12 protein-coding genes and 3 tRNA genes are annotated in these 13,813 nt (G+C 67.3%); 14 read left to right on the top strand and 1 reads right to left on the bottom strand.

Annotation, left to right across the window (positions count from 1 at the left end; translation table 11 throughout):
- Positions 1-49: 49 nt before the first annotated feature.
- Genes lspA through ispH form a run of 3 tightly spaced genes read left to right on the top strand, consistent with a single transcriptional unit; the run spans position 50 to position 1,934 of the window.
- Complete coding sequence (gene lspA, locus AAG895_RS07830; RefSeq protein WP_345795256.1) at positions 50-538, top strand: signal peptidase II; 489 nt, start codon at positions 50-52, stop codon at positions 536-538.
- On the top strand, positions 535-963 hold the full coding sequence (locus tag AAG895_RS07825) for an FKBP-type peptidyl-prolyl cis-trans isomerase (RefSeq protein ID WP_345794933.1): 429 nt from the start codon (positions 535-537) through the stop codon (positions 961-963). The genes lspA and AAG895_RS07825 overlap by 4 nt, the downstream gene beginning before the upstream one ends.
- Positions 964-995: 32 nt before the next feature.
- Entirely contained in the window at positions 996-1,934 is a 939-nt protein-coding gene (gene ispH, locus AAG895_RS07820) for a 4-hydroxy-3-methylbut-2-enyl diphosphate reductase (protein ID WP_345794932.1), read from the top strand.
- Between the two features lie 162 nt (positions 1,935-2,096).
- Here the strand turns inward: ispH and AAG895_RS07815 are convergent, their stop codons facing one another.
- Positions 2,097-3,203, bottom strand: a complete 1,107-nt coding sequence (locus AAG895_RS07815; protein WP_345794931.1) for an aromatic ring-hydroxylating dioxygenase subunit alpha — start codon at positions 3,201-3,203, stop codon at positions 2,097-2,099.
- Positions 3,204-3,328: 125 nt separating this feature from the next.
- Here AAG895_RS07815 and AAG895_RS07810 point away from each other — a divergent pair, with 125 nt between their 5' ends.
- The 11 genes from AAG895_RS07810 (at position 3,329) to AAG895_RS07760 (ending at position 13,800) form a co-directional block, all read left to right on the top strand.
- On the top strand, positions 3,329-3,586 hold the full coding sequence (locus AAG895_RS07810; protein WP_345794930.1) for an exodeoxyribonuclease VII small subunit: 258 nt from the start codon (positions 3,329-3,331) through the stop codon (positions 3,584-3,586).
- The gene (locus tag AAG895_RS07805) at positions 3,583-4,491 is read left to right on the top strand and encodes a farnesyl diphosphate synthase (protein ID WP_345794929.1); all 909 of its coding nucleotides are present in this window, start codon (positions 3,583-3,585) and stop codon (positions 4,489-4,491) included. Before AAG895_RS07810 ends, AAG895_RS07805 begins: the two co-directional genes overlap by 4 nt.
- Positions 4,492-4,546: 55 nt before the next feature.
- On the top strand, positions 4,547-6,403 hold the full coding sequence (gene dxs / locus AAG895_RS07800; protein WP_345794928.1) for a 1-deoxy-D-xylulose-5-phosphate synthase: 1,857 nt from the start codon (positions 4,547-4,549) through the stop codon (positions 6,401-6,403).
- Positions 6,404-6,508: 105 nt separating this feature from the next.
- On the top strand, positions 6,509-7,318 hold the full coding sequence (gene folE2, locus AAG895_RS07795; protein ID WP_345794927.1) for a GTP cyclohydrolase FolE2: 810 nt from the start codon (positions 6,509-6,511) through the stop codon (positions 7,316-7,318).
- 135 nt (positions 7,319-7,453) lie between these two features.
- Positions 7,454-7,804, top strand: coding sequence for a carboxymuconolactone decarboxylase family protein (locus AAG895_RS07790; RefSeq protein ID WP_345794926.1), 351 nt, complete (start codon positions 7,454-7,456; stop codon positions 7,802-7,804).
- Positions 7,805-7,922: 118 nt separating this feature from the next.
- Positions 7,923-8,012 (top strand) — tRNA-Ser (locus AAG895_RS07785).
- A gap of 62 nt (positions 8,013-8,074) precedes the next feature.
- Positions 8,075-8,151: transfer RNA gene (locus tag AAG895_RS07780), tRNA-Arg, on the top strand.
- Positions 8,152-8,192: 41 nt separating this feature from the next.
- Positions 8,193-8,269, top strand: a tRNA-Arg gene (locus AAG895_RS07775).
- A 121-nt stretch (positions 8,270-8,390) separates the two neighbouring features.
- Positions 8,391-9,392 (top strand): DnaJ C-terminal domain-containing protein, encoded by a 1,002-nt coding sequence (locus AAG895_RS07770; RefSeq protein WP_345794925.1) that lies wholly within the window; start codon positions 8,391-8,393, stop codon positions 9,390-9,392.
- Between the two features lie 101 nt (positions 9,393-9,493).
- Positions 9,494-10,690, top strand: a complete 1,197-nt coding sequence (locus tag AAG895_RS07765) for an efflux RND transporter periplasmic adaptor subunit (protein ID WP_345794924.1) — start codon at positions 9,494-9,496, stop codon at positions 10,688-10,690.
- On the top strand, positions 10,687-13,800 hold the full coding sequence (locus AAG895_RS07760; protein WP_345794923.1) for an efflux RND transporter permease subunit: 3,114 nt from the start codon (positions 10,687-10,689) through the stop codon (positions 13,798-13,800). Before AAG895_RS07765 ends, AAG895_RS07760 begins: the two co-directional genes overlap by 4 nt.
- Positions 13,801-13,813: the final 13 nt, after the last annotated feature.

Here is a 13,813-nt window from a genome sequence, read left to right as displayed (position 1 = left end):
GGCGGCCGGCACGATGAACGCCTCCGCTCCGCGCGGCGCGCTGGCGCTGATGCTGCCCTGGCTCATCCTCGCGGTGGTGGTCGGTGTGCTCGACCAGATCACCAAGCAGATGGTGCTGGCGACGCTGCACTACGGCCAGGTCATTCCGGTCACGAGCTTCTTCGACCTGGTGCTGGTGTTCAACACCGGTGCGGCGTTCAGCTTCCTCGCCGATCACAGCGGCTGGCAGCGCTGGTTCTTCACCGTACTTGCGGTGGTGATCAGCGGCTGGCTGCTCACCCTGATGCATCAGCACCGGCACGAGAAGCTGCTGCCGGCGGCTTTTGCACTGATCATCGGCGGTGCGCTCGGCAACGTTTATGACCGCATCGTGCATGGTGCCGTCGTCGATTTCCTGCATTTCCACTACGCCGGCTGGAGCTGGCCGGCGTTCAACCTGGCCGACTCGGCCATCACCGTCGGCGTCGTGATGATGCTGTGGGGCCAGCTCTTCGGTCCCTCCAGCCGCGACCAGGCCCAACCGGGAGCACCCTCTTGAGCGAAGCGATCCAGGCCAACAGCCTCGTCACCCTGCATTACCGCATCTCGCTGCCGAGCGGCCAGCCGCTCATCAGCACCTTCAACGCCACCCCCGCCACGCTGCAGTTGGGAGCCGGCGAAATGCTGCCGGCGATGGAGCGCCTGTTGATCGGCCTGATGCCCGGCACCCACCACGTGTTCGAGCTCGCCGCCGACGAGGCCTTCGGCCCCTACCGCGAGGAGCTGGTCGAGCGCGTCAAGCGCGAACACATGCCGGACGAGGAGATCGAAGCCATGAGCATCATGGAATTCACCGCCCCCGACGGCTCGCGCTATTCCGGACTGGTGCGCGAGATCGACGCTCAGTCGGCGCTGATCGACTTCAACCACCCGCTCGCGGGCAAGGCGATCCGCTTCGAGGTGCAGGTGATCGGAATCTCCTGAGCACCACCGGAAACACCCCACAGAGACAAGCAATGAACGACAAGGAAATCCTCCTCGCCAATCCGCGCGGCTTCTGCGCCGGCGTCGAGCGCGCGATCGAGATCGTCGAGCGCGCCCTGCAGCGCTTCGGCGCGCCGATCTACGTGCGCCACGAGGTCGTGCACAACAAGTTCGTCGTGGACGACCTGCGCAACAAGGGCGCGATCTTCGTGGACGAGCTCGACGAGGTGCCCGCCGGCAACACGGTCATCTTCTCGGCACACGGCGTCTCGCTGGCCGTGCGCGAGGAAGCCGAGCGCCGCGGCCTGCGCGTTTTCGACGCCACCTGCCCGCTGGTCACCAAGGTGCATATCGAGGTCGGCCGCATGCGTGACCAGGGCCGCGAGATCATCATGATCGGTCACAAGGGCCACCCGGAGGTCGAGGGCACGATGGGCCAGGCGAGCTCCGGCATCCACCTGGTCGAGACGCCCGAGGACGTCGCCGCGCTGCAGGTCGCCGACCCCGACAAGCTCGCCTACGTGACCCAGACCACGCTGTCGGTGGATGACGCCGCGACCATCGTCGATGCCCTGCGCGCCCGCTTCCCCAGCATCGTCGGACCGAAGAAGGACGACATCTGCTACGCGACCCAGAACCGCCAGGATGCGGTGAAGTTCATGACCCCGCATGCGGACGTGGTGTTCGTGGTGGGCTCGAAGAACAGCTCCAACTCCAACCGCCTGCGCGAGGTCGCCGAGCTGCGCGGCGTGCCGGCCTACCTGGTCGACAACGCAGCCGGCATCGACCCCGCCTGGGTGCAAGGCAAGCGCCGCGTCGGCGTGACCGCGGGCGCCTCGGCGCCGGAAGTGCTGGTGGAGGAAGTGATCGCGCGGCTCAAGGCGCTGAGTGGCGGCGCGGTGCGCAACCTCGACGGCGTGCCGGAGAAGGTGACCTTTCCGCTGCCGAAGGAGTTGCAGGACCTGCGCTGAAGCGCGCACGCGAACCATCGCCTGACGCCCGTCCAAGGCGGCTGGAGCCGCCGAGGACTGTCCGAGCCCGCAGGGCGCGTGCCCCAGCCGATGGAAGGCGTGCCCCGCTGCCGCCCGAGCGCTGGTCGGGCTTCCGCGGAGCCAGGGCGGCTGCAGCCAGGCTCAGCCGCCGATCTGCGGCTCCATGATCCGCCGGTAGAACTCGTGGAAGTGCTGCATTCCGTCCTCGTAGGGCGACTGGTAGGGGCCCACCTCGTTGCGCCCTTCCTTCATCAGCGCCAGTCGACCGCGGTCCATGCGCTCGGCGATGTCGTCGTCCTCGATCGCGGTCTCCATGTACGCGGCCTGCTCGGCCTCGACGAACTCGCGCTCGAACTCGACGATGTCCTCGGGGTAGTAGAACTCGACGACGTTGGTGGTGCGGTTCACATCGGTCGGGATCAGCGTGCTCACCACCAGCACGTGCGGGTACCACTCGACCATGATGTTCGGGTAATAGGTGAGCCAGATCGCGCCGTGCTGCGGCTTCTTCTCGCCGTAGTAGTCGAGCACCGCCTTGTGCCACTTGGCGTACGTCGCCGAGCCCGGCTTGGCGAGCGAGGTGATGCCCACCTGCTGCACCGAATACCAGTCGCCGAACTGCCACGACAGGTCGTCGCAGGTCACGAAGTTGCCCAAGCCCGGGTGGAAGGGCACGACGTGGTAGTCCTCGAGATAGACCTCGATGAAGGTCTTCCAGTTGTAGTTGCACTGGTGGATCTCGACGCGGTCAAGCTTGTAGCCGCTGAAATCGAGCTCGGTGGCGACCTTCATGCCTGCAAGGTCGGCATTCGCCGAACGCGGCCCCTTGAAGAGCAGGCCGTTCCAGTTCTCGAGCACGTCGCGCTTGAGACCCAGGCAGGGTTTCTCGGCGAAATGCGGCGCGCCGATCAGGGCGCCCTGCTGGTCGTAGGTCCAGCGATGCACCGGACACACCACGTGCTCGGTCGTGCCGCTGCCTTGCAGCATGATCGCCTGGCGATGGCGGCAGACGTTGGACAGCTGATGCACGCCCGCCTCGGTGCGGAACAGCAGCTTGGAATGGTCGAGCCACTCGAGCGAGCGGTAGTTGCCGACCTCGGGAACCATCAGCTCGTGGCCGACGTACCCCGGGCCGGCATCGAAGAGGAGCTTCTTCTCCAGTTCGAAAACCTTCTCGTCGAAGTACCAGGAAACCGGCAGCTGGGAAGCCGCCTGGGCCAGTTGAGCCTTGGAAGCGATGTCGGACATCCCCGAACCTCCTCTTGCGGACAAGAAATCCGGAAAAATAAACGGTTTAGTGTAAGCCAGACCCCGTTTGACCGCCAGACCTGCATTCGGTTATTTTCCCGCTTTTGCCGCGCAGATATCCATCCATGCCAAAGTCGGCAACCCCGCCCAAGTCGTTCGAAGCGGCCGTCTCGGAACTCGAGGCCATCGTCCAGGAAATGGAGGCGGGCAACCTGCCGCTCGAGGACGCCCTCACGCGCTACCAGCGTGGCGTGAGCCTTCTGCGCTTCTGCCAGGGCACGCTGAGTGACGCCGAGCAACGAGTCAAGGTGCTCGAAGGCGACGCGCTGGTGGATTTCCGCGGCGCCGACTCCAGCCGTGAAGACGGCAAGGCAGGCGCATGAACGACACCAATTCCTCCTCCTCATTCAGGGACTGGATGGCGCAGGTCCAGGGGCGCACCGAACAGGCGCTCGCCCGCGTCCTTCCTGAGGCCTCGATTGCCCCCCAGCGCCTGCATGAGGCGATGCGCTACGCCGTCCTCGGCGGCGGCAAGCGCGTGCGCCCCCTGCTCGCCCACGCGGCGGGCGAACTCGCGGGAGCCGACGCGACCGAACTCGACCGTGTCGCCTGTGCGGTCGAACTCATCCATGCCTACTCCCTGGTGCACGACGACATGCCCTGCATGGACGATGACGTGCTGCGGCGCGGCAAGCCGACCGTGCATGTCGAGTTCGACGAGGCGACCGCGCTGCTCGCCGGCGATGCCCTGCAGACGCTCGCCTTCCAGGTGCTGGCGGAGGCGCCGATCGGCAAGGATCCGTCGCGCCAGCTCGGCATGATCACGCAGCTCGCCGTGGCCGCGGGCTCCCGCGGAATGGCGGGCGGACAGGCGATCGACCTCGCCTCCGTCGGCGTGCAGCTGGGGCGAGCAGAGCTCGAGTTCATGCACGTACACAAGACGGGTGCGCTGATCCGTGCCGCCGTGCTGCTCGGCGCCCGCGCCGGGGGCGCACTCGACCCGGACGAGCTCGACCGCCTCGACCACTACGCCAAGGTCGTCGGCTTGCTGTTCCAGGTCGTCGACGACATCCTCGACGCCGCAGCCGACACGGCGACTCTCGGAAAGACGGCCGGCAAGGACGCTGCTCACGACAAGCCGACCTACGTCAGCCTGCTCGGTCTCGGCGAAGCACGAAAACTTGCCGACGATATGCTGGTCGACGCACGCAATACGCTGCGCCCCTTCGGCGCGCGCGCCCACAGGCTGGAGCAGCTTGCCGACTACGTGGTCCACCGTGCGTTCTGAGCCGTCTGCTTCGACCCGCATTCAAGAACAACGCAACCAAGAAGCCGGATCGTCCATGGCCCCCTATCCCTACCTGGAACGGATCAACTCGCCCGCTGACCTGCGCCAACTCGATCGTCGAGATCTCGACACGCTCGCCAAGGAGTTGCGCGCCTTCCTGATCGAGTCGGTGTCCAGGACGGGCGGCCACCTGTCCTCGAACCTGGGCACGGTCGAGCTCACCATCGCCCTGCACCACGTCTTCAACACGCCGTACGACCGCATCGTGTGGGACGTCGGTCACCAGACCTACGGACACAAGGTGCTCACCGGCCGCCGCGCCGCGATGTCCGGCCTGCGCCACCATGGCGGCATCTCCGGTTTCCCTCGCCGCTGCGAGAGCGACTACGACACCTTCGGCACGGCACATTCGTCGACCTCGATCTCGGCTGCGCTGGGCATGGCGGTCGCGGCGCGTGCACGCAAGGAGGACCGCCGTGCGGTCGCCGTGATCGGCGACGGCGCGATGTCCGCCGGCATGGCCTTCGAGGCCCTGAACAACGCCGGCGACATGGAGGACATCAACCTGCTGGTGATCCTCAACGACAACGAGATGTCGATCTCGCCGCCGGTCGGGGCGCTCACCAAGATCCTCGCCCGCATGCTCTCGGGCTCGACCTACAACACCGCGCGCCGCGTCGGCGAAAAGGTGCTCGGCATGGCGCCCCCGGTCGCCGAACTCGCGCGCAAGGTCGAGGAGTACGCCAAGGGCATGATCAGCCCGGGGACGCTGTTCGAGGAGTTCGGGTTCCACTACTACGGCCCGATCGACGGCCACGACCTCGACGCGCTGATCCCCACGCTGCAGAACCTGAGGAAGCTCAAGGGCCCGCAGTTCCTGCACGTGATCACCAAGAAGGGCCAGGGCTACAAGCTCGCCGAAGCCGATCCGATCCTCTACCACGGCGTCTCCAAGTTCGACCACACCGCTGGCATCCAGAGCGGAAAGGGCGGCGGCAAGCTCACCTATACCCAGGTCTTCGGTGACTGGCTCTGCGACATGGCAAAGGCGGATCCGCGCGTGGTCGGGATCACCCCCGCGATGCGCGAGGGCTCGGGGCTCGTGCGCTTCGCACAGGAGTTCCCCGACCGCTATTTCGACGTCGGCATCGCCGAGCAGCACGCGGTCACCTTCGCCGCCGGTCTCGCCTGCGAGGGCTTCGTGCCGGTGGTGGCGATCTACTCCACGTTCCTGCAGCGCGCCTACGACCAGCTGATCCACGACGTCGCACTGCAGAACCTTCAGGTCGTGTTCGCAATCGACCGCGGCGGCCTGGTCGGCGCCGACGGCGCAACCCATCACGGCGCCTTCGATCTCTCCTATCTCGCCTGCATCCCCAACATGGTGGTGATGGCCCCCGCCGACGAGAACGAATGCCGGCAGATGCTCTACACCGCCGTGCAGCATCCTGGCCCCACCGCCGTGCGCTACCCGCGTGGCGGCGGAACCGGTGTGGCGCCGCAGACCGGGATGCAGGCCCTGCCGATCGGCAAGGGCGAGATCCGGCGTCACGGCAAGCGCGTCGCCCTGCTCGCCTTCGGCAGCCTGGTGCCGGTCGCGCACGAGGTGGGCGAGGCGATCGACGCCACCGTCGCCAACATGCGCTTCGTCAAGCCGATCGACGAGGCCCTGATCGCCGAGCTCGCCGCCAGCCACGACCTGCTCGTGACGATCGAGGAGAACGCAGTCATCGGCGGCGCCGGCGCGGAGATCGCGCGGGTGGTCGACCGCCTCCCGACGCGTCCACGCGTGCTGCGCCTCGGCCTGCCCGACCACTTCATCGACCACGGCGACCAGGGTCAGCTGCTGGCTGCGGTCGGTCTGGACAAGGCCGGCATCCTCGCCAGCATCGAAGGGGCCCTCGCGCCCTAAAGGTTGAGTATTTTTGTCGGGAAAGCTAAGATCCGGGCGTAGTTGCAACTCGATTGCACCTGCACCCCCATCCGGGCGCCCGATGCCCCTTGCAGAGATCCCAGCATGAACGCCCCCACCGCGATCGCCATCCCCGACGTCCAGAGCAGCACCGACAGCCGCCAGATCGCCATCAACAAGGTCGGCATCAAGTCGATTCGGCATCCGGTGAAGGTTGCCGACAAGTCGGGTGGCGTGCAGCACACCGTTGCCAGCTTCAACATGTATGTAGGCCTGCCCCACAATTTCAAGGGCACGCACATGTCGCGCTTCATCGAGATCCTCAACGGCAACGAGCGCGAGATCTCGGTCGAGAACTTCGAACCGATGCTGCGCGCGATGGTTGAACGCCTGGAGGCCGAGACGGGCCACGTCGAGATGAGCTTCCCCTATTTCATCAACAAGACCGCCCCGGTGTCCGGCGTGCAGAGTCTGATGGACTACGAGGTATGCTTCATCGGCAGCATCCGCGAAGGCGGCGGCTACGAATTCACCATGAAGGTGGTCGTGCCGGTGACCAGCCTGTGCCCGTGCTCGAAGAAGATCTCCGAGTACGGCGCGCACAATCAGCGCTCGCATGTGACCGTGACCGCGGTGCTCAACGGCCACCTGTGGATCGAGGAGATGGTGCAGATGGTCGAAGCCCAGGCCTCGTGCGAGGTATTCGGCCTGCTCAAGCGGCCGGACGAGAAGTGGGTCACCGAGCGCGCCTACGACAACCCCAAGTTCGTCGAGGACATGGTGCGCGACGTGGCCGGGGTGCTCAATCGCGAAGGCCGCATCGACGCCTACGTGGTCGAATCCGAGAACTTCGAGTCGATCCACAACCATTCCGCCTACGCGCTGATCGAGCGCGACAAGCGAACCGCCGCCTGAGCGCCCGCGCGCCCTGCGTGGATGCCGTCGAGGCGGGGCATTCGGCTCGCCTATTCAGCGATCAGGCCGTCCGATGGTCGCCCGGTCGCTGCGCGCGTATTATTAGCGTTTTCTTAATCAAGGGAGCGCTGCGTCATGTCCAAGTCCCACGTACAACTCACCCAAGACGTCTCCAAGGCCCTCGCCACCCTGCGCAAGGAGATTCCCGACACCATGCAGGGCTTCGGCGCGATGGCCAAGAGTTCGCTCAAGGATGGCGCGCTCAGCGAGTTGCAGAAGGAACTCATCGCGCTCGCGATCGCGGTGACCCAGCGCTGCGACGCCTGCATCGGCTTTCACGTCAAGGCCCTGATCCGGCTCGGCGCGACCCGCGAGCAGATCATGGAAACGCTCGGCGTGTGCACGTACATGGGTGGCGGTCCCGCGCTGATGTACGCAGCCGAGGCGGTGCGTGCCTACGAGGAGATGCTGCCAGCGAACGCCTGATCCACCCTGGGAGATCGCAGATCCGCCGACGCCGGCGAGCCGCGTCGGTTCGCCAAGCGCACGATGCAAAAAGTCGTTCACTTTCTTGGCGGATTCACTATAATGCCGACCTTCGAGCGGAGAGGTGGCAGAGTGGTCGAATGTACCTGACTCGAAATCAGGCGTAGGTGCGAGCCTACCGTGGGTTCGAATCCCACCCTCTCCGCCAAATAAGACTTGAAGTCGCGGGTGCAGTCGTTATAATCCCGCTCCTTCGCAGTGCAGCACAAAGCGCCCGTAGCTCATCTGGATAGAGTACCTGGCTACGAACCAGGGGGCAGGAGGTTCGAATCCTTCCGGGCGCGCCAAGAAAGCCTTCCGATCTCGGGCTCTAAACGATTTCGGCGACGCGCCCGTAGCTCATCTGGATAGAGTACCTGGCTACGAACCAGGGGGTAGGAGGTTCGAATCCTTCCGGGCGCGCCAGACATCCCGAAAAAGCCTGGTCCCCGGACCAGGCTTTTTCATTTCCGGGCCCGCATGCAGACGCCTGCCTGCGTCCTGCTCGGTTAAGCTCACGTTTCCCAGCGCCCCCGCGATACCGACGATGTCCGACGCCCACGATTTGCTCGGGCTGCAGCCCGGCGCCACCCCCCAGCAGGTCAAGCGCGCCTTCCGAAAGCTGGCGATGCAGTGGCATCCCGATCGCAACCCGGACCCTGCCGCGCTCGAGCATTTCAAGGCCCTGCGCCAGGCCCACGACCGCCTGCTCGCCACCCTGCTCGACAGCGATGACGAAACCGCCAGCGAGCAAGCATCAGGCACTTCCGACAAGCCCCCCACCCGCGGTGCCGACCGCTGGCAGACGCTCGACATAAGCCTCGAGGACGCATTCTGCGGCGGCACCCGCCCGGTCTGCGTGCGCACGCCCCGGCCTTGCTCGCACTGCGGCGGCCGCGGTATCGAGCAGCTGAGCGTCAGCCGCCTGTGCGAGCCTTGTCGGGGCTCGGGACGCGTGCGCGGCGGAAACGGACTCACCCGCTGTCCGCAATGCGACGGACGGGGTTATCGCAACACCCAGCCCTGTACGCACTGCAGTGGCAGCGGCGAGGAGATTGCCGAGCGCTGGCTGCAGGTGGTGATCCCGCCGGGCCTGATCGATGACGACGAGCTGCGACTGACCGGCGAAGGCGAACCCCACCCCGACGACGACCAGGCGCGCGGCGACCTGCGCCTGCGTATCCGGCTGCAGCCGCATCCGCTGTTCCGGCGCGAAGGGCGGAACCTCGTTCTGCAGCGGCCAGTCAGTGCGCTGAGGATGTTGATCGGCGGCAGCCTGCGCATTCCGCATCCGGGCGGCGTGCGCGGCGTGACCCTCGAACCCGGCGTCGCCCACGCCCGCACCCTGCGCGTCGCCGGCGCGGGTTTTCCTGCGCGCGGAAAACACCCGGCAGGCGACCTCGTCATCGAACTCGAACCGATGTTGCCGCAGACCCCGGAGAAGCGCCTGCATGCGCTCATCGAACAGCTCGAGAATGCTCTCGCCGCGCGTGCCAGCCATCATTTTCCGGAGCTCGCGCGCTGGGAGGCCGACTGGCTGGGCGATTGAAAGGCAGCGACGCGCAATCCGTGCACAAGGGCTCGGTTGCCGGCGGTAAAATAAGCGAATGCTGATGCAATGCCGCCATGCGGCACACAAGGCTCCAACCCATGCGCCGTCTTCTCCCCCTGCTCATCCTGCTGATCGCCGCGGTCGGTTTCCTGGTTCTGCGCGCAACGCGCCCTGAACTTCCGCCGGCGGAGGCCCGCGAGCGCGTCTGGCGGGTCGAGGCCCATGTCCTGGCCGCAGGATCGATGCACCCGACCCTGGTGCTGTATGGGCGAATCGAGGCACCGGATCGCATCCGCGCCGCCGCGCCGGTCGGTGGGCGCGTGCTCGAGATCGGCGTCCGCGACGGCGATCGCGTCGAGCCCGGCACGGTGCTCGCGAGACTGGATCCGCGCGATCTCGAGCCGCGCGTGGCACAGGCTGCCGCAGACGTCGAGCGCGAACGCATCCGCCATCGTCACGACCAGGAGGCGATCGCCCAGGAACGCACGCTGCTGCAGCTCGCCGAGGCCAGGCTCGAACGCTTCGAACGGCTCAAGAACGCCCGCCTTGGCGCCGAAAGCGCCTTCGACCAGGCGCGCGAGGAGGTGGCGCGCGTACGCCTTTCGCTATCGCAACGCCAGCAGGCGATTGCCGAGCATCCCGCACGCCTCGCCCAGCTGCAGGCGCGCCTGGCCGAGGCCAGGCGCGATGCCGAGCGCGGCGCGATCGTCGCGCCCTTCGCTGCCCGCATCGGCAGGGTGGAGGTCGCAGCAGGCGACCAGGTCCAGCCCGGCCAGACCCTGCTCAGCCTGTACTCCTCCGACGCGCTCTACCTGCGCGCACGCGTTCCGGCGATCTATGCCGAGGAGCTGCGCACGGCCCTCGCGCGCGGCGAACCCCTGCTGGCGCGTGCCGAATTCGGCGCTACGCCGCTGCTCGCCCGCCTCGACCGCATCGCCGGCGAAGCCGATGCGCGCGGCGTCGATGTGCTGCTACGGCTTGACGATGCGAGCAAGGTGCCGGTCGGCGCCTTCGTCAACGCCGTCCTCGAGCGTCCGCTTGCCAGCGGGGTGTTTCCGATCCCGCCGGCTGCCCTGCATGGTGGCGACCGCGTCTATCGCATCGAGGACGACGCCCGCCTGCGCGCGGTGCCGATCGTGCGCGCGGGCGAGCGCCGCGAGGGGAATACGCTCGAGCTGCTCGTGCGCGCCGCCGCTCCGGGCGATCTGCTGCGTGACGGCACCCGCATCCTCGCCACGCATCTGCCTCACGCGATCGACGGCCTCGCCGTCGAGGTGGTGGGTGCGGTGCAATGAGGCACGTCAGCCTGCTCGAACGCCTGGCCGGTCACAAGGTGGCGGCCAACGTCCTGATGCTGCTCGCCTTCGTGCTCGGCGTGATCGGCGTGACGCGGATGAATGTGCAGTTCTTCCCCACCTTCGAGCTCGACGTGATCTCGGTGCGCGTGGTGTGGAGCGGCGCCTCGTCGGAGGACGTGGAGACCGGCATCACGGTGCCGCTCGAGGAGCGTCTGAAGACGGTCGACGGGCTCAAGCGAATGAGCTCGACCTCGGCGCAGGGCGTCGCCAGCATCACCCTCGAACTCGAGGAAGACACTGACGCCCTGCTCGCCCTCGATCAGGTCCGCCAGCGCGTCGACGAGTTCCGCAACCTGCCGCGCGACGCCGAGACGCCGGAGGTGAGCCGGGTGTCGCGCTACGAGCCGATTGCCCGCCTGCTCGTGCGCGGCAGCAGCGTGGAGGAACTGCGCCCGTGGGTGCGGCGTTTCGAGAGCGAACTGCTCGCTGCCGGCATCGACCGCGTGAGCATCACCGGGCTACCCGAGGAGCGGATCGCGATCGAGATTCCCTCCGCGGCGCTCGAGACCCTGGGGCTCTCCCTGATCGAGGTGGGCGAACGCGTCGGCGCGCTCGCCCGCGACGTTCCAGCCGGCGTGGCCGGCGAAGCCGATGGCGCGCGCGAGATTCGCGGCCTCGAGCAGCGCCGCAGCGCCGAGGCCTTCGCACCGCTGCCAGTGGTGAGCGACGAGCATGGCGTGGTCCGCCTCGGCGAGATCGCCACCATCACCCGCGAGCCGCGAACCAACGAGCTCGCCCTCTTCGAGCGTGGTGACAGCGTGGTCGAGCTGCAGCTCCAGCGCAGCGAAAGCGGACACTCGCTCAAGGCCGCCCGCGTGCTCGACGACTGGCTCGAGGAAACCCGACCGACGCTGCCGCCGAGCATCCGCCTGGAGGTGTTCGATGCGCAGTGGCAGCTCATCAGCCAACGCATCGAGCTGCTCGTCAGCAATGGCCTGTCGGGCCTGCTGCTGGTGGTCGCCGTGCTCTACTTCTTCCTCCCCGCGCGCGTCGCCCTGTGGGTGATGGTCGGCATCCCGACCGCCTTTCTCGCCACCCTCGCGCTCATGTTCCTCTTCGGCGGCACGATCAACATGATGAGCCTGTTCGCGCTCATCATGGCGCTCGGCATCATCGTCGATGACGCCATCGTGGTGAGCGAGGACGCCGACACCCATCGCCACATGGGCGAGGGCCCTGCCCAGGCTGCGATCGGCGGCGCACGGCGCATGCTGTGGCCGGTGCTGGCCTCGTCGCTGACCACGGTCGCGGCCTTCCTGCCGTTGATGATGGTGGGCGGCATCATCGGCAACATCCTCGGCGACATCCCGTTCGTGATGGTCGCCGTGATCGCCGCCTCATTGCTCGAGTGTTTCCTCATCCTGCCCGCCCACCTGCGCGGCGCGCTCGCGGGCGCCGCAGCGCTCCACCATTCGAACGTGCGCAAGCGCCTGGACGCCGGCTACGCCCGTTTCCGAGACGGGCCGTTCCGCCGTCTCGTGGAGCGCGCGCTGGCGTGGCGCGGCACCACCATCGCCCTCACCGTCAGCCTGATGGTTCTGGCGGTTGGCCTGCTCGCGGGCGGACGCATCGGCTTCGTGTTCTTCCCGACGCCCGAGGGTCAGGTCGTGTTCGCCAACGCGACCTTCGTCGCTGGCACGCCGCGCGCCCACACCGAGGCATTCCTGACCGAGCTCGAGCGCGCGCTGTTCGCCGCCGAGGCCGAGCTCGGCGGCGGTCTGGTGCAGACGGCGGTCAGCCGCCTGGGCGGCACGATCAGCAGCGGCAGCGGCTCGAGCGCGCGCGGCGACCAGCTCGCGGGCGTGATGGTGGAGCTGTCGCCGCCCGACCAGCGCGAGGTGCGCAACGAGCGCTTCCTTGCCACATGGCGCGAAAAGCTGCCGCCAGTGGCCGGGCTCGAGCTGCTGACGTTCACCGCGCGCCAGTCCGGCCCGCCGGGGCGCGACATCAACATCCGCCTCAGCGGCGACAGCGCCGACGCCCTCAAGGCCGCCGCGCTCGAGCTGGCCGAGACGCTGAAGAGCCTGCCTGGGGTCTCCGAGCCCGAGGACGACATGCCTTATGGTCGCGAGCAGCTCGTGTATCGCCTCACGCCCGCTGGCGAGGCGCTCGGGCTGACCACCGAGAGTCTCGGCCGCCAGCTCCGGGCCGCCTTCGACGGCGCACTCGCCCAGCTCGTTCAGGTGGGCCGCGACGAGCTCGAGGTGCGCGTGATGCTGCCACGCGAGGAACGCAGCCGCCTAGACGTCTTCGAGCGCATCACCGTGAGGCTTCCCGATGGTCACTTCGTTCCACTGGCCACGGTGGCGAGCTGGGAGTCGCAGCGCGGCTTCGAGGCCTTGCGCCACGCCGAGGGTCGGCTCGCGGTCGAGGTTTCGGCCGCGGTCGACAGCGAGGTCAACAACGCCAATGCCATCCAGGCCGAGCTCGAGCGCGACGCCCTGCCCGGCTTGGCGCAGAAGTATGGCCTCGAGTTCAGCTTCGAGGGCCGCTCCGCGGACCAGCGCGAGACGATGGAGGACATGCGCTCGGGCCTGATGCTCGGCCTTGCGCTGATCTATCTCATCCTGGTGTGGTCGTTTTCGTCGTGGAGCTGGCCCCTCGTGGTGATGTCTGCGATTCCGCTCGGGCTGGCGGGTGCGATCTTCGGTCACTGGGTGCTCGGGATCGAGCTCACCATCCTGTCGATGTTCGGCCTCTTCGGCCTCGCCGGCATCGTGGTGAACAACTCGATCATCCTGGTGAGCCTGTTCAAGGAGCTCCAGCACAAGGGTGCCAGCCTTCACGAAGCCCTCGTCGGTGCCGCCTGCGGTCGCCTGCGCGCGGTGCTGCTGACCTCGCTCACCACGATCGGCGGCCTCACCCCACTGCTGTTCGAGCGCTCGCTGCAGGCCCAGTTCCTGATCCCGATGGCGACCTCGATCGCCTTCGGACTGGGGTTCTCGGCGCTCCTCGTGCTGTTCTTCGTTCCCGCCCTGCTCTCCGCACTGGAAAGCCTCAAGCAGTGGCAGCGCGGCGGCGGAGCGCCGGAAGCGCGGACGGCATGAAACTGCCACGTGA

It is taken from the genome of Thauera sp. JM12B12 (genome assembly GCF_039614725.1).
Classification (GTDB): Bacteria; Pseudomonadota; Gammaproteobacteria; order Burkholderiales; family Rhodocyclaceae; genus Thauera.
Note: the sequence above shows the minus strand (reverse complement) of the source record. Positions and strands in the feature narration are given on the sequence as shown.

What these genes read in the sequence shown, in the direction of transcription:
- lspA (WP_345795256.1), top strand. Translation starts at nt 50, where the DNA reads ATGCTGCCCTGGCTCATCCTCGCGGTGGTGGTCGGTGTGCTCGACCAG.
- ispH (WP_345794932.1), top strand. Translation starts at nt 996, where the DNA reads ATGAACGACAAGGAAATCCTCCTCGCCAATCCGCGCGGCTTCTGCGCC.
- AAG895_RS07815 (WP_345794931.1), bottom strand. Translation starts at nt 3,203, where the DNA reads ATGTCCGACATCGCTTCCAAGGCTCAACTGGCCCAGGCGGCTTCCCAG.
- AAG895_RS07810 (WP_345794930.1), top strand. Translation starts at nt 3,329, where the DNA reads ATGCCAAAGTCGGCAACCCCGCCCAAGTCGTTCGAAGCGGCCGTCTCG.
- AAG895_RS07805 (WP_345794929.1), top strand. Translation starts at nt 3,583, where the DNA reads ATGAACGACACCAATTCCTCCTCCTCATTCAGGGACTGGATGGCGCAG.
- dxs (WP_345794928.1), top strand. Translation starts at nt 4,547, where the DNA reads ATGGCCCCCTATCCCTACCTGGAACGGATCAACTCGCCCGCTGACCTG.
- folE2 (WP_345794927.1), top strand. Translation starts at nt 6,509, where the DNA reads ATGAACGCCCCCACCGCGATCGCCATCCCCGACGTCCAGAGCAGCACC.
- AAG895_RS07790 (WP_345794926.1), top strand. Translation starts at nt 7,454, where the DNA reads ATGTCCAAGTCCCACGTACAACTCACCCAAGACGTCTCCAAGGCCCTC.
- AAG895_RS07770 (WP_345794925.1), top strand. Translation starts at nt 8,391, where the DNA reads ATGTCCGACGCCCACGATTTGCTCGGGCTGCAGCCCGGCGCCACCCCC.
- AAG895_RS07765 (WP_345794924.1), top strand. Translation starts at nt 9,494, where the DNA reads ATGCGCCGTCTTCTCCCCCTGCTCATCCTGCTGATCGCCGCGGTCGGT.
- AAG895_RS07760 (WP_345794923.1), top strand. Translation starts at nt 10,687, where the DNA reads ATGAGGCACGTCAGCCTGCTCGAACGCCTGGCCGGTCACAAGGTGGCG.